We start from the raw sequence: 16,080 nt of genomic DNA, 5'->3' as shown, positions 1-16,080 counted from the left end.
CAGGCATGCCAAGGATTCCCCCATGTCCCGGCCGCCGCACCCCCAACGCGCGCGCGTCTGCGCCCCGGCGCACTCTCCATCCACCCCCACGGAGGAGCACCATGCGCACACGTCATCTGGTCGGGGCGGCCGTCGCCGCGCTCGCGATCCCGCTCACCCTGGCCCTCCCGGCCCAGTCGCACGGCTTCATCACCACGCCGCCCAGCCGCGCCGCGCTCTGCGACGAGAGCGCGAACGCCGTCCCGTGGGACTGCGGCGACATCCAGTGGGAGCCGCAGAGCGTCGAGGGGCCGAAGGGCTTCCCGGCCGGCGGGCCCTCCGACGGCACCATCTGCGCCGGCGGCAACTCCCGCTTCGCCGAGCTGGACGACCCGCACGGCGGCGCCTGGCCGACCACGCCGGTGACCGCGGGCCAGCAGCTCACCTTCACCTGGAAGTTCACCGCCCGGCACGCGACCACGGACTTCCGGTACTACCTGACCAAGCCGGGCTACGACGCGAGCCAGCCGGTCACCCGGGCCAACCTCGACCTGACGCCCTTCCTGACCGTCCCCTACGGCGGGCGGCAGGTGCCGGGCACGCTCAGCCACACCGCGACCCTCCCGAGCGGGCGCACCGGGCACCAGGTGGTCGTCTCGGTCTGGACGATCGCGGACACCGGGAACGCCTTCTACTCCTGCACCGACGTCCAGTTCTGACGGTTCCGGAACGGCCGGGCGGGCGTCCCGGGGTGCACGACCGCGCACCCCGGGACGCCTCGGCGGCTGTCCTGGCGGCCGTTCCGGCCGCCGTGCCTCAGTGGCCGCCGCAGCAGCCGCCGTCGGCGCCGCCGCACTGGCAGGGCGCGCCGGACTGGCAGCCGCAGCCGCAGCCGGGGCCGCAGCCGCAACCGGCCGCGAGGACGGGCAGCAGCTTCGGGGCGGGCGGCTCGACGGTGTGGTGGGCGGATGCCGGTCGGGTCGGGTTGGCCTTCATCGAGCTCTTCCCTCCTAGTGACGGGAACACTCCGGTGCCCCCACCGTCGAGTGAAGCGGCCGTTCGGAGGGAGCGTCAACAGGCGCGCAGTGGTGGGGCGTCCGGAAATCCGTGCACCCGCACCACCCTCGCCACAGGTTTACTCACCCCCGGGGGTGAGCGGCACTCACTCCGCCCCGGCTGCCTCGGCCGCCTCGGTGGCGGCCACGAACTCGGCCACGTGCTCGCCGGTCACCAGGTACACGACGCGCTTGGCGACGGACACCGCGTGGTCCGCGAAGCGCTCGTAGTAGCGGCCGACCAGGGTGATGTCGACGGCGGTCTCGATGCCGTGGTGCCAGCGCTCGTCGATCAGGTGCGACAGCAGCTCGCGGTGCAGGGCGTCGATCCGGTCGTCGTCCTGCTCCATCTCCAGGGCCTTGTCGACGTCCTTGGTGGCGATGACCAGGCCCGCCTTGGCGACCAGGCGCTGGGCGAGCTGGCCCATCTCCAGGACGGTGGAGTGCAGGTCGGCGGGCACCGCCGAGTCCGGGTAGCGCATCCGCGCGACCTTGGCGACGTGCCGGGCGAGGTCCCCGCAGCGCTCCAGGTCGGCGCTCATCCGCAGCGAGGTGACCACGATCCGCAGGTCGGTGGCGACCGGCTGCTGCCGGGCGAGCAGGTCGATGGCGCGGTTCTCGAGCTCGTGGTGGAGCTCGTTGATCTTCTCGTCGGCGGCGATCACGCTCTCCGCCAGCGCCAGGTCCGCGTCCAGGAGAGCGGTGGTGGCCCGGCCCAGGGCCGATCCGACCAGCCGGGCCATCTCGACCAGGCTGTCGCCGATCGCATCGAGTTCCTCGTGGTACGCGTCGCGCATGTTCTCTCCTCAGTAGCTGTGTCGGTGGCGGTGCCGACCGGTCAGCCCGTCCGACCATCGTTCCGGTGTCCGGGTGACCGCTGCTGGTGGCGCGAATGGTACGCGCACACCCGAGACCGTGGCCGCTCTTCGGCGCACCGATCTCTCCCACACGGGCTGCATGGCCAACTCTGTGCCGTTCGGGCGACGGCGCACGGCCGGTGCGGTGAATCGGTAGCTACGTGGAGGTGAATTCTCGGCAACGCCTGGTCGATGCCTTGACCCAGCCCTTGGGGAGTGGCCAGGCCGTGCGCTTACGCTGGCCACATGGACGTGAACGTGGCCGCTGCCGCTGCCTGCGCCATAGCCGGGCTCGGTGTCGGCCTCACCGCCTCCATCGCCTTCCGTTGGAGCGAGCGCGAGCAGGCCAAGGGCAAGTACACCAGCGGCAAGCAGTACGGCCGGTACCAGACGCTGGGCACCGGCACCCCGGAACCCCCGCTGCCGCCGGGGGTCGACACCGTGCTCTCGGTGCTCCGCTCCTGCGCGATCGTGCTGGGCGAGGGCGACGAGGTGGTCAAGGCCAGCTCGGCCGCGTACGCGATGGGCCTGGTGCGCGGCGGCGCGGTCGCCGTGGACCAGATGCTGGCCCTGGCCCGCGCCACCCGCCGGGACGGCGAGATCCGGCAGGTGGAGCTGGAGCTGCCCCGCCCCGGCGCGGCCCGCGCGTCCGAGCCGCTCGCGGTCTCCGTCCGGGTCGCCCCGCTGGGCTCCCGGCTGGTGCTGGTGCTGGTCGAGGACCAGACCGAGCGCCGCCGGGTGGAGGCCGTCCGCCGGGACTTCGTGGCCAACGTCAGCCACGAGCTCAAGACCCCGGTCGGCGCCCTGTCGCTGCTCTCCGAGGCGGTCGCCGACGCGTCCGACGACCCGGAGGCGGTGCAGCGCTTCGCCGGCCGGATGCAGGTCGAGGCGACCCGCCTGGCCAGCCTGGTGCAGGAGATCATCGACCTCTCCCGGGTCCAGGACGACCGGCTGATGGTCGACCCGGAGCCGGTCGCGGTGGACGAGCTGATCGCCGAGGCGATCGACCGCTGCCGCCAGCAGGCCGCCGCCAAGCAGATCCTGATCGCGGCCGGCGGGATCGCCGGGCTCTACCTGCACGGCAACCGCGGCCAGCTCGCCGCGGCGCTCGGCAACCTGGTGGAGAACGCCGTCAACTACAGCCCGCCCCGCACCCGGGTGGCCATCGCCACCCGCCGGATCTCCAGCGCCGCGGCGCTCGGCGAGGCGGACGGCGAGCTGATCGAGATCTCGGTCACCGACCAGGGCATCGGCATCTCCGAGAAGGACCGCGAGCGGGTCTTCGAACGCTTCTACCGGGTCGACCCGGCCCGCTCCCGGCAGACCGGCGGCACCGGGCTCGGCCTGTCCATCGTCAAGCACGTCGCCGCCTCGCACGGCGGCACCGTCTCGGTGTGGAGCGTGGAGGGGCAGGGTTCGACCTTCACCATCCGCCTGCCCGCCGGCCAGGCCCCCGCCGACGCCCCCGACGATGACTACGACGACGACCTGGACGACGCCCCGGCCGACGACCTGGGCGAGGACTTCGACGACCACCTCGACGCCGTCGACGCCGCGCCGGACCACGACGAACCCCGCAGCGCACGCCGCGCCGAGCCCGGTGCCGACACCGCCGGGCCCGCCACGGCACCCCGGACCCTCACCGCGGACCGCACCGAGCGTGCGGCCCGTTCGCTCCCCGCCGGGGAGCGGGAACAACCCCTGACACAGACAACCCAGCTTGCCCCGGAGGCCTGATCGTGACCCGAGTACTGGTGGTCGAGGACGAGGAGTCGTTCAGCGACGCCCTCTCGTACATGCTCCGCAAGGAGGGCTTCGAGGTGGCCGTCGCCGCGACCGGCCCCGACGCCCTGGAGCAGTTCGAACGCAACGGTGCCGACCTCGTCCTGCTCGACCTGATGCTCCCGGGCCTGCCGGGCACCGAGGTCTGCCGCCAGCTCCGGGTGCGCTCCAGCGTGCCGGTGATCATGGTGACCGCCAAGGACAGCGAGATCGACAAGGTCGTCGGGCTGGAGATAGGCGCTGACGACTACGTCACCAAGCCGTACTCCACCCGGGAGCTGGTCGCCCGGATCCGCGCGGTGCTGCGCCGCCGCGGCGAGGACGGCGGCGCGGGCGACAACGGCGGCGGTCCGGGCGCCCTGGAGGCGGGCCCGGTCCGGATGGACGTGGACCGGCACGTGGTGACGGTGGACGGCGCCAAGGTCGACCTGCCGCTCAAGGAGTTCGACCTGCTGGAGATGCTGCTGCGCAACGCGGGCCGGGTGCTCACCCGCATGCAGCTGATCGACCGGGTCTGGGGCGCGGACTACGTCGGCGACACCAAGACCCTGGACGTCCACGTGAAGCGCCTGCGGGCGAAGATCGAGCCCGACCCGGGCGCGCCGCGCTACCTGGTCACGGTCCGCGGCCTGGGCTACAAGTTCGAGCCGTAAACCGCGGGCCCGCGAGGGACGAGGACGCGGGAGGCCCCTGCCGGCAGTCGTCGGCGGGGGCCTCCCGCGTTCCTGCCCGACTGCCTGGCTGCCCGGCCACAGGGTCAGGCCACGCGGCCACGCGGCCACGCGGCCCACGGGGGCACGCGAAAGCCTCCCGCAGGCCCCGGAAGGGCCGGCGGGAGGCTTTCGCGCGCTGCGTCAGGGTGCGCCCGGTCGGCAGCGCGTCGTGTCAGTGGGCGGCCGGCGCGGTGGTGCCGGTGGCCGGGGCGGCCGGGGTGGTCGCCGTGCCGGCACCGGTGGCCGGGGTGGCCGGGGCGCTCGGCGTGGTGCCGGCCGGCGGCGTGGCCGGCGTGCCCGGCGTGGTCGGGGCGGTCGCGGCGGGGGAGGTGCTCTTGGAGGGCACGGCCGCCGGGGTCGGGCCGAAGCCCTTGTAGAGGTTCTTGTCCGAGTCCGGGCTGACGCCGGCCTGGACGTCGACCTTCTGGCCGTCCTTGAAGGCGAAGGTGGTGTTGGCGAAGCCGCCGATGTGGACGGCGGCCGCGCTCACCGAGGCGGAGGGGTTGCCCTGGCCGCCGATCGCGACCGAGCTGCCGGCCGGGATGACGAGGGTGGGCTGCGGAGCACCCGCCGCGTCCGCGAAGGTGGCGGAAGCGTTGCCGACGGTGATCGACTGCAGCTCGGCCGGGGTGGTCGCCGTGTTGGAGATGTTCACGACCACGTTGGCGGGGCCCGTGTAGTCACCCGAGGTACCGGCCCCGGTGACGATCACGATGTTGTTCAGTCGAAGGTTCGTCCCAAGGGTCGCCGCCGCGTTGTCCGGCTTGATCTGCAGGGTGTCCGGCGTGTTGCTGGCTGCGCAGGAGGACAGCGAGGCGATGGCGAGGGCGGCGATGGCGGCGATGCTGCCGCGTCGAAGGCTGCGGCTCATGCGGCGGCTACTCCTAGGTCACGTGTCGACAGGTCAGGTCTCAGATTATCGACCTCACTTATGCGCTCCTCACGGGGTGGTCCCCGTGTCGCACTCCCGGGGCCCCGCGGGGGCCGTCCGGCCGTACCCATGGCATGAACCGGTCATCGGTAGGACAAGCTTCGACCAAGATCGAATAACGATCCGGTCACGGCCCGGAACGGGGCGAAAGCTCAAGATCCAATCATGGTTGCGGGGGTGTTGCGCAAGGGTTTCGCCGGACCTCGGAACCGCCTCCGACCTGCGGGAAGCCCCCCTCGAACATCGGTCGCAGCACGTCACGGGGGTCCTTGTCAAGCCCCGGTACCGGCCCTGACCTGCGAAAACGCCCTTCGGGTGGGCCGCAAGGCGTGTTATTCTGGAAAGCCACGGAAGGGGTCCTGTCACATGACGTTCAAGGTTGGCGACACGGTGGTCTACCCCCATCACGGGGCCGCGCTGATCGAGGCCATCGAAATTCGCCAGATCAAAGGTGTGGACAAGACCTACCTGGTGCTCAAGGTGCAGCAGGGAGACCTGACGCTCCGCGTGCCCGCCGAGAACGCGGAGTTCGTCGGCGTGCGCGATGTGGTCGGCCAGGAGGGTCTGGACCGGGTCTTCGAGGTGCTCCGCGCACCGTACACCGAAGAGCCGACCAACTGGTCCCGTCGCTACAAGGCGAACCTGGAGAAGCTCGCTTCGGGCGACGTTATCAAGGTCGCCGAGGTCGTGCGCGACCTCTGGCGTCGCGAGCGCGAGCGCGGCCTCTCGGCCGGCGAGAAGCGGATGCTCGCGAAGGCGCGCCAGATCCTCGTCAGCGAGCTCGCGCTGGCGGAGAACACCAACGAGGACAAGGCGGAGACGCTGCTCGACGAGGTGCTCGCCTCGTAGTGCAGTCGGGCTTCCGCCCCACCGCCCACAGCGCCCGGTGCCGGCGTGCCGCTCCCAGGACGAACCGTCCGGGGGTGGTGCAGTGGCACTCCGGGCGCTGAGGCGTGTCCGGACGACGCCCCCCACCCGATCCGGTCCAGGCCCGCAAGACCGTTTCTGCACCGTTTCTGCGCAGTTGTGCGGCGGGCAGTGGACCAGTCGTTCTTCGGAAGGGGCCCCGCCCGCCGGGCACGCCATGGCCATACCCACTTCGCCGAAGGAGTGAAACCTGAACGCGTCAGGAGCAGTTGCAGCAGCAGTGGTGCCCGCCGCCGGACGCGGTGAGCGGCTGGGGCCCGGTGCCCCGAAGGCCCTGCGGGAACTGGGCGGGGTGCCGCTCCTGGTGCACGCCGTTCGGGCGCTCGCCCGCAGCCGGGCGGTCGGCCTGGTGGTGGTCGCCGCGCCCGCCGACGGGGTGGCCGAGGTGGTCGCCCTGCTGGACGGCCACGGGCTGGCCGGCAAGGACGTCCGGGTGGTGGCCGGCGGCGCGACCCGCCAGGAGTCGGTCCGGCTGGGCCTGGCGGCGATCCCCGAGGACGTCGAGATCGTGCTGGTGCACGACGCGGCCCGTCCGCTCGTCCCGGTCGAGGTGGTGGACGCCGTCGCGGCCGCCGTCCGGGCCGGGGCTCCGGCGGTGGTGCCCGCGGTGCCGCTGGCCGACACCGTGAAGCGGGTCGAGCCGAACCCGGGCCGCCCCGAGCCGGTGCTCGACACGCCCGAGCGGGCCACCCTGCGCGCGGTGCAGACCCCGCAGGGCTTCGACCGGGCCGCCCTGGTCGAGGTGCACGCCAAGGCGCTGGCCGAGGAGGCCGCCGGCGGCGCCGACGCGGTGCCCGTCACCGACGACGCCGGACTGGTGGAGCGCTACGGCGGCACGGTCGTCGTGGTGCCCGGCCACGAAGAGGCGTTCAAGGTCACCCGTCCGCTGGACCTCGTGCTCGCCGAGGCCGTACTCGCCCGCCGGAGGGCCGCCGATGACTACTGAGCCCCTGATCCCCCGGGTGGGGATCGGCACGGACGTGCACGCCTTCGAGGCCGGCCGCCCGCTGTGGGTCGCCGGACTGGAGTGGCCGGACGCCGGGGACGGACTGGCCGGGCACTCGGACGCCGACGTGGCCGCGCACGCCTCCTGCGACGCGCTGTTCTCGGCCGCCGGGATCGGCGACCTGGGCGCCCACTTCGGCACCGACCGCCCGGAGTGGTCCGGGGCCTCCGGGGTGAAGCTGCTCGGCGAGGCGGCCCGGCTGGTGCGCGAGGCGGGCTTCGAGATCGGCAACATCGCGGTCCAGGTGATCGGGGTCCGGCCGAAGATCGGCAAGCGGCGGGCCGAGGCGCAGGCCGCGCTGTCCGAGGCGGCCGGAGCGCCGGTCTCGGTCTCCGGCACCACCACCGACGGCCTGGGCCTGACCGGCCGGGCCGAGGGGTTGGCCGCGATCGCCACCGCCCTGGTGTACGAACGGCGTTGAGCCGTTCGCCGGCGGCCCGGCCGGTCGGCGGTCGGCGGGCGGTCGGCGGGCGTCGGCGGTCCGGCCGGAAACAGACGGCTGTTGACGGGTGTTCACCGAATGCCGCGGGGGCCCGGATCGGTAGGGTTCGGTCCGGGCCCGTGCGGAGCTCACCCCCGGGTCGTACCGTCGCCGACGAGAAGAGGTTCCCGATGACTTCCCAACTCTCCGACCGCGCCAAGGCGTTGATCGACGGCAAGAGCTTCGCCGTGGTCTCCACGATCCAGCCGGACGGCAGCCCCCAGTCCTCGGTGGTCTGGGTCAAGCGGGACGGCGACGACATCCTGTTCTCCACGGTCCAGGGCCGCCGCAAGCACCTCAACCTGGTGAAGGACCCGCGGGCCTCGATCGTGATCAACCCGCCGGAGAGCCCGTACGAGTACCTGGAGGTCCGCGGTTCGGTGACGCTGACCACCGAGGGCGGCCGGGAGTTGATCAACGAGCTGGGCTTCAAGTACCGCGGTGACCAGGAGTACGGCTTCGACGGTCCGGACGACGTCCGGGTGGTCGTCCGGCTCAGCCCGCGCAAGGTGGTCGGCAGCATCTGACCGGCCGGACGGGCCGCGATTCCCCGGGGCGGTCCCGCCGTTCCCCGGGGAATGCCCGGTCCGTTCCCGGTTAATGTCGCGGGGCACCCCCCGCCGCCCACTACGCTTGACGCTGTGAGCATTCGTCTGTACGACACCAGCACCCGACAGGTACGCGACTTCGTCCCGCTTGTACCGGGTTGTGTCTCGATCTACCTGTGCGGCGCTACCGTCCAGTCGGCGCCACACATCGGGCACATCCGGTCCGGCCTCAACTTCGACATCATGCAGCGGTGGTTCGCCTACCGCGGCTACCAGGTGACCTTCGTCCGCAACGTCACCGACATCGACGACAAGATCATCGCCAAGGAGCGCGAGCTCGGCACGCCGTGGTGGCAGATCGCCTACGAGAACGAGCGCGCCTTCAACGACGGTTACAACGCGCTCGGCTGCCTGCCGCCGACCGTCGAGCCGCGGGCCACCGGGCACGTGCCCGAGATGATCGAGATGATGCAGGGGCTCATCGAGAAGGGCCACGCCTACGCGGTCGACGGCAACGTCTACTTCGACGTGAAGTCGTACCCCGACTACCTCGCGCTCTCCAACCAGAAGCTCGCCGACCTGCGCCAGCCCGAGGGCGAGGGCGAGACCGGCAAGCGCGACCAGCGCGACTTCGCAATGTGGAAGGCCGCCAAGCCGGGCGAGCCGAGCTGGGAGACGCCCTGGGGCCGCGGCCGTCCGGGCTGGCACCTGGAGTGCTCGGCGATGGTGCACAAGTACCTGGGCCCGGCCTTCGACATCCACGGCGGCGGGCTGGACCTGATCTTCCCGCACCACGAGAACGAGATCGCCCAGTCCAAGGCCTACGGCGACGACTTCGCCGCCTTCTGGGTGCACAACGCCTGGGTCACCATGGCCGGCGAGAAGATGAGCAAGTCGCTCGGCAACTCGGTGCTGGTCTCCGAGATGGTCCGGGCGTGGCGGCCGATCGTGCTCCGCTACTACCTGGGCGCCGCGCACTACCGCTCGATGATCGAGTACAGCGAGGACGCGCTGCGCGAGGCCGAGGTCGGCTTCGGCCGGATCGAGGGCTTCATCCAGCGGGCCGTCGAGCGCTGCGGCAAGGTCGACGCGGCGCCCGAGGTGCCGTCGGCCTTCGCCGAGGCGATGGACGACGACTTCGGCGTCCCGCAGGCGCTGGCCGTCGTGCACACCGCCGTCCGCCAGGGCAACAGCGCCCTGAACGCGGACGACAAGGAGAGCGTGGTGGCGCGACTGGCCGAGGTCCGTGCGATGCTCGGTGTACTGGGCCTCGATCCGCTCGACCCGCAGTGGGCCGGGGCGGAGCGCGGCGAGGACCTCCACGGTGTGGTCGACTCGCTGGTCCGTCTGGTCCTGGACCAGCGGCAGGCGGCGCGTCAGCGCAAGGACTTCGCCACCGCGGACGCCATCCGCGACCAGCTCGGCCTGGCCGGGTTGGTGATCGAGGACACCCCGTCCGGCCCGCGCTGGACGATCAACAGCCAGTAACCCCATCTGACGATCGGGGTGATGGGTGGGCCGTACCGGACCGGTGCGGCCCTCCCGCATGACGTAGCGCATGCCGTCGGCCGCCGCCGCACCGAGCGGAGCGGCCGGGCATGCCGGACAGACAGGAAGTACAGCCATGGCCGGCAACAGCCAGCGCAGGAACCGCCGCAACCCCGGGTCGAAGAAGGGGGCCGCTGTCGGTACCGGCGGGCACAGCCGGAAGGCGCTGCAGGGCAAGGGCCCGACCCCGCCCGGTGAGGAGCGCAAGGGCCACCCCAAGCAGCGGGCCGCCAACGCCGCGATCAAGCGCGAGCGGGACGCCAAGGCCCGGGCCGGCATGCGCCGGGCCGGTGCCGGCGGCCGGGGCGGCCGCGGCGGCGCGGGCAGTGCCGAGCTGGTCTTCGGCCGCAACTCGGTGGTCGAGGCGCTCAAGGGCGACGTGCCCGCCAACGCCCTGTACGTCCAGCAGTTCATCGACACCGACGACCGGGTGCGCGACGCCTTCCAGGCCGCCAACGAGCGCGGCATCCCGCTGATGGAGGCCCCGCGCGCGCAGCTGGACCAGATGACCGGCGGGATGAACCACCAGGGCCTGGTGCTGCAGGTCCCGCCGTACGAGTACGCCCACCCCGAGGACCTGCTCGCCGAGGCCTCCGACGCCGGCCAGGACGCGCTGATCATCGCGCTGGACGGGGTCACCGACTCGCGCAACCTCGGCGCCGTGGTCCGCTCCGCCGCCGCCTTCGGCGCGCACGGCGTGGTCATCCCCGAGCGCCGTGCGGCCGGCATGACCGCCGGTGCCTGGAAGACCTCCTCCGGCGCCGCCGCCCGGCTGCCCGTGGCCCGCGCCACCAACATGACCCGCACCCTGGAGGCCTACCAGAAGGCCGGCCTGATGGTCGTCGGCCTGGCCGCCGACGGCGAGGCCGAGCTGGGCGACCTGGAGCTGCTGAACGGCCCCGTGGTGATCGTCGCGGGCAGCGAGGGCAAGGGCCTGTCCCGCCTGGTCTCCGAGACCTGCGACATGCGGGTCCGGATCCCGATGAGCGGCCTGACCGAGTCGCTGAACGCCGGTGTCGCGGCGGGCATCGTGCTGTACGAGGCCGCCCGCATGCGCGCCAAGCGCTGATTCCCGGCAGGTCCGGACCAGCACGGACGGACCCCCGTCCGCAGGAGAACTTCTGAATTCTCCGCGATCCGAGTGAAAAGCGATCGGGCCCGACCGGGTCCGATCGCTTTTCTCATGATCACTTCAAGTATGCGCCGGACATCCACCCGGGAGAGTGTCCTAAGCGGCCGTCACCCGGTTAGACGGGCGTGGACGTGGACACCAGAACACCTCGGCGCCCCCTGTTCGGCGGGGGCAGCACCGGGATAGAGGCGGGCCCCGGGATCGACACCGTCAAGGTGCCGTCGGACCCCGCGCGCCTCAGCAGCACCCAGGCGAGCTTCCGACTCCGGCTCGGCACCCCGGTGGCGCCGCTGATCGACGCCCCGGCGGGACTGCTGTCCACCGGCGCCGCGTTCGGCGACCCCTACGCCAACCAGGGCCTGATCCGCCGTCCGCTGGTCACCCCGCAGGTCGTCGTGCCCGCCTCCGCCGTCCCGGCGCTGGCCGGAGCCGCGGCCGGGGCCGCCGGCGGCGCGCAGCGCCGCAAGGGCCGGGTCACCGCCGTCACCTGGACCGGCCAGGCGGCCCCCGGCGACCTCGCGGCCACCCGGCTCCTGGAAGCGGTGCGGACCAACGGCGCGCCCGGCGGCGGCCCCGACGGCGCGGACACCCAGGTGCTGCCCGCCTACGCGGGCGCCCGGACCGTCCCCCGCCAGCCGCGCGAGGGCAGCGGCACCGCCACCGACGCCGGCGTCGGCCCGGTCGGCGAGCCGCACGGCTGGACCCCCAGCGGCGAACTGCCGGAGGTCTCCGCCGCCTCCGCGGCCGACGGCAAGCAGCCCTGGTACCCCGGCCGCCGGGTCGACCTCGGCCTGGTGCTGCTGCCGCTGCGCGCGGTGCTCGGCTCGCTCTCCGTCTACGCCGGGTTCAGCAAGCTCTGCGACCCGGTGTACTTCGACGGCGGCGAGCGCGGCTCCATGATGCGCTGGCTCTCCTCGCTGCACCCGTGGAAGGTCGCCGAGCCGCTGCTCGCCTTCGCGATGGCGCACCCCGTCGGCTCCGGCCTGGTGGTGTCGTTCACCGAGATCGTGGTCGGCGTGCTGACCGTCCTCGGCCTGTGGCAGCGGCTCGCCGCCGGGGCGGCCATGCTGCTCTCCGCCGTGCTGCTGTTCACCGTCAGCTGGCGGGCCGTCCCGGTCTACGACACCCCCGACCTGATCTTCCTCGCGGCCTGGAGCCCGCTGCTGATCGCCGGGGCGCCGTTCGCCTCGCTCGACGGACGGCTCAACCTGGAGGCCTGGCGCCGGATCGGCACCGGTGCCCCCGGTGCGCTGCGCCGCCGGGTGCTGCGCCGCGGCGCGGTCGTCACCACCGTCGTGGTCGGCCTCACCCTGCTGCTCGGCTCGATGCTCGGCGCGGCCGTCCGTACCGGCGGCCGCCCGCACCAGGAGCCCGGCCGACCGTCCGGCGACTACGGCACCCCGGTGTGGCCGTCCGGCAGCCCGTCCGGCGCCCCCGGCGGCCAGGGCGCGTCCACCCAGCCCCAGCCCGCCGCCCCCCGCCCGGCCACCCCCACCCCGAGCGCCGGCACGCCGTCCACCGCCCCCGCCAAGTCGGCCGGGGCCACGCCCAGCGGCAAGCACTCCGGCAAGCCCGAGACCGGCGGCTCCTCCCCGGCGCCCGCCGCGCCGTCCGCCGGGTCCGGCTCCGCGCCCGCCCAGCGGACCCCGGCCCCCGGCGGCTCGGGCAACGCGCCCAAGCCCAGCCCGAGCAACGGCTCCGGGCTGCTCGGCGGGGTGCTGGGCAGCGGACCGGTACTGGGCAGCGGGCCGCTGGCCGGCCTGTCCGGCGGAGAGGCCGGTGGACAGGCCGACGGGCAGGCCGGTGGGCAGTCCTCCCGTCCGGGGACGCCGACCGCCACCTGAGGCCGCCGGACGCGCTACGGCCGGGTGCTCCGTGGGGGAGCACCCGGCCGTCGTGCTGCTCGGCGGTTCCGCGGGCTTGCCCTCGCCGGGCCTGTGCCCGTCCTCCGCCTGTTCTCGGCCGGTCTCCGCGTCGTCAGCGGGAGCTGTCGCGGTAGGCGGCGAGCTCCTTGGCCGCCTCGGTGAGGTCCTTCGCGGTGTCGATCGCGCGCCAGTACACGCCCTGCGGCAGCTGGTACCCGGCGAGCCGCTTGCTGCGGGCGAGTTGGGGGAAGGTGGTGCGCTCGTGGTCGCCCACGTCCGGCAGCAGCTCGGCGAACTCCGGGCTGAACACGTACAGGCCGGCGTTGATCAGGAAGGGCGAGGGCGGGGCCTCGATGAAGTCCAGCACGTTGCCGAACTGGTCGGTCTCCACGGCGCCCCACGGGATCCGCGGCCGGGCCAGCGCGAGCGTCGCGACGGCGTCCCGCTCGTGGTGGAAGGCGGCCATGTCGCGCAGGCTGAACCGGGTCCAGATGTCGCCGTTGGTGGCGTACCAGGGCTCGTCCGGGCGCGGCAGCGCCTTCGCCGCGTACTTGAGCCCGCCGCCGCGCCCCAGCGGCTCGGCCTCGACCACGGTGCGCACCCGCAGCGGCAGGTCCGCCGTGTCGAGCCACTCCTCCAGCACGTCGGCCAGGTGACCGCAGGACACCACGACGTCGGTGACGCCCTCGGCGGCCAGCCAGGCCAGCTGGTGGCCGAGGATCGGCGTGCCCGTCCCCGGGATCTCGACCAGCGGCTTGGGGCGGTCGTCCGTGTAGGGGCGCAGCCGGGAACCCTGGCCGCCGGCCAGGATCACGGCCTGGGTGACGGGAGTGGTGGTCGGCCGGGTGTGGTGGGGCTGCGGGGACGCGAGGTCGGCGGTGGTGCCGGAGTCAGCGGTCATGGCTGAACAATAGGGCGCCGGAAGGGGGTTGGCGCCTCAAGTGGACCGCTCGTCCGGTGATCCGCCGGCCGCCCGGCCGCCCGGCTGTCCGTCGGCCGACGATGCCGTCGGCCTTCCGGGGAACGGTCGGCCGTCCGGGGATCCGTCAGCCGACGACGCCGGCCGCGAAGGCGCCGTCGCAGACCGGGCGGGCGAAGGAGCGGGCCCGCTGTACGTCGCCCTGGTACTTGCGGACCGCCGCCTTGCCCAACTCGGTGGCCAGCGAGGTGCAGTACGGCGTCAGCGACGGCTGCTCGCGCATCGAGCGCTCCAGCAGGTCCAGCGCGGCGGACGGGTTCTTGGCGCGCAGCTCGTCGAGCAGCGCCACCCGCAGCGAGTCCTGCGGGGCGAGCCCGTCCGTCCTGGCGGGGGCCGCGGACGACCGCCCGATGCCGACGCCGTCGCCGCTGGAGGCCGCCACGACCTGCTGGTCGAGCGCGGTCGGCGGGGCCCACGGGACCCGGGTCACGGCGAGGGTGCCGGTGGTCACCAGGACGACCGGCAGGGTCAGGGCGACGGTCTGGCCGATACGGCGCACAAGCTGCTTCACCCTCAGGAGAGTAGCGGTGGGTAGGCCCCGGATCGCCCTCCGTCACGCCATCGAGTGACAGGGTGTCCGGGTTGTCCCTGCACCGTGTTGACGTGGGGGTGTACGGACGGAGCCCGTCGGACCGCGAACGGTCCGACGGGCTCCGGAGCTGCCCCGTGCGAGGGGAGGTGTGCCGGGCGTCAGCGGCCCAGGCGGGCCCCGGTGCTGGTGGAGAAGACGTGGGTCTCCTCGGCGGTCGGCACGACGTGGACGGTCTCGCCGCGGGCCGGGATCTGGCGGCCGGGCACGCGGACGACCAGGTCCTTGTCCACGCCGCCGATCTGGGTGGTGCCGTAGACGAAGCCGTCCGAGCCGAGCTCCTCGACCACGTTCACCGTCACCGCGACACCCTCGATGCCGCCAGCCGGGACGATCTGGAAGTGCTCGGGGCGGATGCCGACGGTCACCGTCTTGTCCGTCGCGGCGCCGGCCAGGTCCTCGCGGGAGATGTTGACCACCGAGCCGCCGAACTTCACGCCGCCGTCCACCAGCGGCACCTCGACCAGGTTCATGGCGGGCGAGCCGATGAAGCCGGCCACGAACAGGTTCGCGGGCTTGTCGTACATGTTGCGCGGGGTGTCGACCTGCTGGAGCAGACCGTCCTTGAGCACCGCGACCCGGTCGCCCATGGTGAGCGCCTCGGTCTGGTCGTGGGTGACGTACACCGTGGTGATGCCCAGGCGGCGCTGCAGGCCGGCGATCTGGGTGCGGGTCGAGACGCGGAGCTTGGCGTCCAGGTTCGACAGCGGCTCGTCCATCAGGAAGACCTGCGGCTGGCGGACGATCGCCCGGCCCATCGCGACACGCTGGCGCTGACCGCCGGACAGCGCCTTCGGCTTGCGGTCCAGGTAGTCGGTCAGGTCGAGGATCTTCGCCGCCTCCTCGACCTTGATGCGGATGTCCGCCTTGTTCACGCCGGCGATCTTGAGCGCGAAGCCCATGTTCTCGGCGACGGTCATGTGCGGGTAGAGCGCGTAGTTCTGGAACACCATCGCGATGTCCCGGTCCTTCGGCGGCAGGTGGGTGACGTCCCGGTCGCCGATCCGGATCGCGCCGCTGTTGACGTCCTCCAGACCGGCCAGCATGCGCAGGCTGGTCGACTTGCCGCAGCCCGACGGGCCGACCAGCACGAGGAATTCGCCGTCCGCGATCTCCAGGTCCAGCGCGTCCACCGACGGCTTGGTCGCCCCGGGGTAGACACGGGTCGCCTGGTCGTACGTGACAGAAGCCATGGTCGTTCTCTCCTTCACCGGCAGGAACGTGCCGGACGATCCGAGTAAAGGGGGTTCGTTCGTCTCGGTCGGCCGGGCAGTGGTCTGAACCACTGCACACACCGACTCCCGGCGACGCTACCTGCGCTTCCGCCGCTTGTCAGCCCCCCGCCGCCCGCTTTTCCGCATCGGTTCCATCACGCCCACCCACCCCGCCAACCCCGGGATATCCCCCCACCCCACCACCCCGGCCCGGTAGACTGCCCCCGGTGCCGCCGTGATCCATCGCGGACGGCCACCGTGCCTCCTTAGCTCAGCTGGCCAGAGCACCGCTCTTGTAAAGCGGGGGTCGTCGGTTCGAACCCGACAGGGGGCTCAGTGGCGGAGACGTCGGAGGGGCCGCCGCCCTCAAGAAATAGAGAGGCCCCCCCCCGGGGCGGGGGGGCCGGCGGGGCCGGGTGCAAACCACTGGGTTAAAAAAAAAAAAAAAACCACCAAACAAGTGGGAAAAAAGGA

Annotated in this window: 16 protein-coding genes and 1 tRNA gene; 11 read left to right on the top strand and 6 right to left on the bottom strand. The window is 72.9% G+C overall.

Annotated features, from left to right (window positions below):
* Positions 1-101 precede the first annotated feature (101 nt).
* Positions 102-698: a lytic polysaccharide monooxygenase gene (locus ACFXOZ_RS33145; protein ID WP_380526209.1), complete on the top strand. Its 597-nt coding sequence runs from the start codon at positions 102-104 to the stop codon at positions 696-698.
* Between the two features lie 97 nt (positions 699-795).
* On the opposite strand, the gene ACFXOZ_RS33140 is transcribed toward ACFXOZ_RS33145, so the two are convergent.
* Positions 796-975, bottom strand: coding sequence for a hypothetical protein (locus tag ACFXOZ_RS33140; protein WP_350507747.1), 180 nt, complete (start codon positions 973-975; stop codon positions 796-798).
* Between the two features lie 166 nt (positions 976-1,141).
* Positions 1,142-1,831 (bottom strand): phosphate signaling complex protein PhoU, encoded by a 690-nt coding sequence (gene phoU / locus ACFXOZ_RS33135; RefSeq protein ID WP_375881498.1) that lies wholly within the window; start codon positions 1,829-1,831, stop codon positions 1,142-1,144.
* 306 nt (positions 1,832-2,137) lie between these two features.
* Between phoU and ACFXOZ_RS33130 the strand changes: the two genes are divergently transcribed.
* Together ACFXOZ_RS33130 and ACFXOZ_RS33125 are read left to right on the top strand one after the other, a co-directional pair.
* Positions 2,138-3,628, top strand: a complete 1,491-nt coding sequence (locus tag ACFXOZ_RS33130; RefSeq protein ID WP_380526213.1) for a sensor histidine kinase — start codon at positions 2,138-2,140, stop codon at positions 3,626-3,628.
* Positions 3,629-3,630: 2 nt separating this feature from the next.
* On the top strand, positions 3,631-4,326 hold the full coding sequence (locus ACFXOZ_RS33125; RefSeq protein WP_218199074.1) for a response regulator transcription factor: 696 nt from the start codon (positions 3,631-3,633) through the stop codon (positions 4,324-4,326).
* Between the two features lie 232 nt (positions 4,327-4,558).
* Here the strand turns inward: ACFXOZ_RS33125 and ACFXOZ_RS33120 are convergent, their stop codons facing one another.
* Positions 4,559-5,257 carry a DUF461 domain-containing protein gene (locus ACFXOZ_RS33120; protein ID WP_380526215.1) on the bottom strand — a complete coding sequence of 233 codons (699 nt, stop codon included), beginning with the start codon at positions 5,255-5,257 and terminating at the stop codon, positions 4,559-4,561.
* Positions 5,258-5,683: 426 nt separating this feature from the next.
* Here ACFXOZ_RS33120 and ACFXOZ_RS33115 point away from each other — a divergent pair, with 426 nt between their 5' ends.
* The 7 genes from ACFXOZ_RS33115 to ACFXOZ_RS33085 all read left to right on the top strand — a co-directional run bounded on the left by ACFXOZ_RS33115 (position 5,684) and on the right by ACFXOZ_RS33085 (position 12,803).
* On the top strand, positions 5,684-6,166 hold the full coding sequence (locus ACFXOZ_RS33115) for a CarD family transcriptional regulator (RefSeq protein ID WP_030244332.1): 483 nt from the start codon (positions 5,684-5,686) through the stop codon (positions 6,164-6,166).
* A 298-nt stretch (positions 6,167-6,464) separates the two neighbouring features.
* Positions 6,465-7,190 carry a 2-C-methyl-D-erythritol 4-phosphate cytidylyltransferase gene (ispD, locus tag ACFXOZ_RS33110; protein ID WP_380526217.1) on the top strand — a complete coding sequence of 242 codons (726 nt, stop codon included), beginning with the start codon at positions 6,465-6,467 and terminating at the stop codon, positions 7,188-7,190.
* Entirely contained in the window at positions 7,180-7,671 is a 492-nt protein-coding gene (gene ispF, locus ACFXOZ_RS33105; protein WP_360225686.1) for a 2-C-methyl-D-erythritol 2,4-cyclodiphosphate synthase, read from the top strand. Before ispD ends, ispF begins: the two co-directional genes overlap by 11 nt.
* A 191-nt stretch (positions 7,672-7,862) precedes the next feature.
* On the top strand, positions 7,863-8,258 hold the full coding sequence (locus tag ACFXOZ_RS33100; RefSeq protein WP_375881507.1) for a PPOX class F420-dependent oxidoreductase: 396 nt from the start codon (positions 7,863-7,865) through the stop codon (positions 8,256-8,258).
* A gap of 114 nt (positions 8,259-8,372) precedes the next feature.
* On the top strand, positions 8,373-9,767 hold the full coding sequence (gene cysS, locus ACFXOZ_RS33095; protein WP_375881509.1) for a cysteine--tRNA ligase: 1,395 nt from the start codon (positions 8,373-8,375) through the stop codon (positions 9,765-9,767).
* Between the two features lie 136 nt (positions 9,768-9,903).
* Entirely contained in the window at positions 9,904-10,896 is a 993-nt protein-coding gene (rlmB, locus tag ACFXOZ_RS33090; protein ID WP_375881511.1) for a 23S rRNA (guanosine(2251)-2'-O)-methyltransferase RlmB, read from the top strand.
* A gap of 278 nt (positions 10,897-11,174) precedes the next feature.
* On the top strand, positions 11,175-12,803 hold the full coding sequence (locus tag ACFXOZ_RS33085; protein ID WP_380526220.1) for a DoxX family membrane protein: 1,629 nt from the start codon (positions 11,175-11,177) through the stop codon (positions 12,801-12,803).
* Positions 12,804-12,936: 133 nt separating this feature from the next.
* On the opposite strand, the gene ACFXOZ_RS33080 is transcribed toward ACFXOZ_RS33085, so the two are convergent.
* The 3 genes from ACFXOZ_RS33080 to ACFXOZ_RS33070 form a co-directional block, all read right to left on the bottom strand.
* Positions 12,937-13,725 carry an NDP-sugar synthase gene (locus ACFXOZ_RS33080; protein ID WP_375881517.1) on the bottom strand — a complete coding sequence of 263 codons (789 nt, stop codon included), beginning with the start codon at positions 13,723-13,725 and terminating at the stop codon, positions 12,937-12,939.
* A 145-nt stretch (positions 13,726-13,870) separates the two neighbouring features.
* Entirely contained in the window at positions 13,871-14,314 is a 444-nt protein-coding gene (locus ACFXOZ_RS33075; RefSeq protein ID WP_380526222.1) for a hypothetical protein, read from the bottom strand.
* Between the two features lie 179 nt (positions 14,315-14,493).
* Entirely contained in the window at positions 14,494-15,585 is a 1,092-nt protein-coding gene (locus tag ACFXOZ_RS33070; RefSeq protein ID WP_375881521.1) for an ABC transporter ATP-binding protein, read from the bottom strand.
* Positions 15,586-15,866: 281 nt separating this feature from the next.
* On the opposite strand from ACFXOZ_RS33070, the gene ACFXOZ_RS33065 reads away from it, so the two are divergent.
* A tRNA-Thr gene (locus tag ACFXOZ_RS33065) sits at positions 15,867-15,940 on the top strand.
* Positions 15,941-16,080 lie beyond the last annotated feature (140 nt).

Origin of the sequence: Kitasatospora sp. NPDC059160 (genome assembly GCF_042755465.1) — a bacterium.
Lineage (GTDB): Bacteria > Actinomycetota > Actinomycetes > Streptomycetales > Streptomycetaceae > Kitasatospora.
The sequence above is the reverse complement of the archived record's forward strand: the minus strand, read 5'-3'. Positions and strand labels throughout refer to the sequence as shown.

Excerpts from the sequence above, each read along its gene's own strand:
- ACFXOZ_RS33145 (WP_380526209.1), top strand. The coding sequence starts at position 102 with ATGCGCACACGTCATCTGGTCGGGGCGGCCGTCGCCGCGCTCGCGATC.
- ACFXOZ_RS33140 (WP_350507747.1), bottom strand. The coding sequence starts at position 975 with ATGAAGGCCAACCCGACCCGACCGGCATCCGCCCACCACACCGTCGAG.
- phoU (WP_375881498.1), bottom strand. The coding sequence starts at position 1,831 with ATGCGCGACGCGTACCACGAGGAACTCGATGCGATCGGCGACAGCCTG.
- ACFXOZ_RS33130 (WP_380526213.1), top strand. The coding sequence starts at position 2,138 with ATGGACGTGAACGTGGCCGCTGCCGCTGCCTGCGCCATAGCCGGGCTC.
- ACFXOZ_RS33120 (WP_380526215.1), bottom strand. The coding sequence starts at position 5,257 with ATGAGCCGCAGCCTTCGACGCGGCAGCATCGCCGCCATCGCCGCCCTC.
- ACFXOZ_RS33115 (WP_030244332.1), top strand. The coding sequence starts at position 5,684 with ATGACGTTCAAGGTTGGCGACACGGTGGTCTACCCCCATCACGGGGCC.
- ispF (WP_360225686.1), top strand. The coding sequence starts at position 7,180 with ATGACTACTGAGCCCCTGATCCCCCGGGTGGGGATCGGCACGGACGTG.
- ACFXOZ_RS33100 (WP_375881507.1), top strand. The coding sequence starts at position 7,863 with ATGACTTCCCAACTCTCCGACCGCGCCAAGGCGTTGATCGACGGCAAG.
- rlmB (WP_375881511.1), top strand. The coding sequence starts at position 9,904 with ATGGCCGGCAACAGCCAGCGCAGGAACCGCCGCAACCCCGGGTCGAAG.
- ACFXOZ_RS33080 (WP_375881517.1), bottom strand. The coding sequence starts at position 13,725 with ATGACCGCTGACTCCGGCACCACCGCCGACCTCGCGTCCCCGCAGCCC.
- ACFXOZ_RS33070 (WP_375881521.1), bottom strand. The coding sequence starts at position 15,585 with ATGGCTTCTGTCACGTACGACCAGGCGACCCGTGTCTACCCCGGGGCG.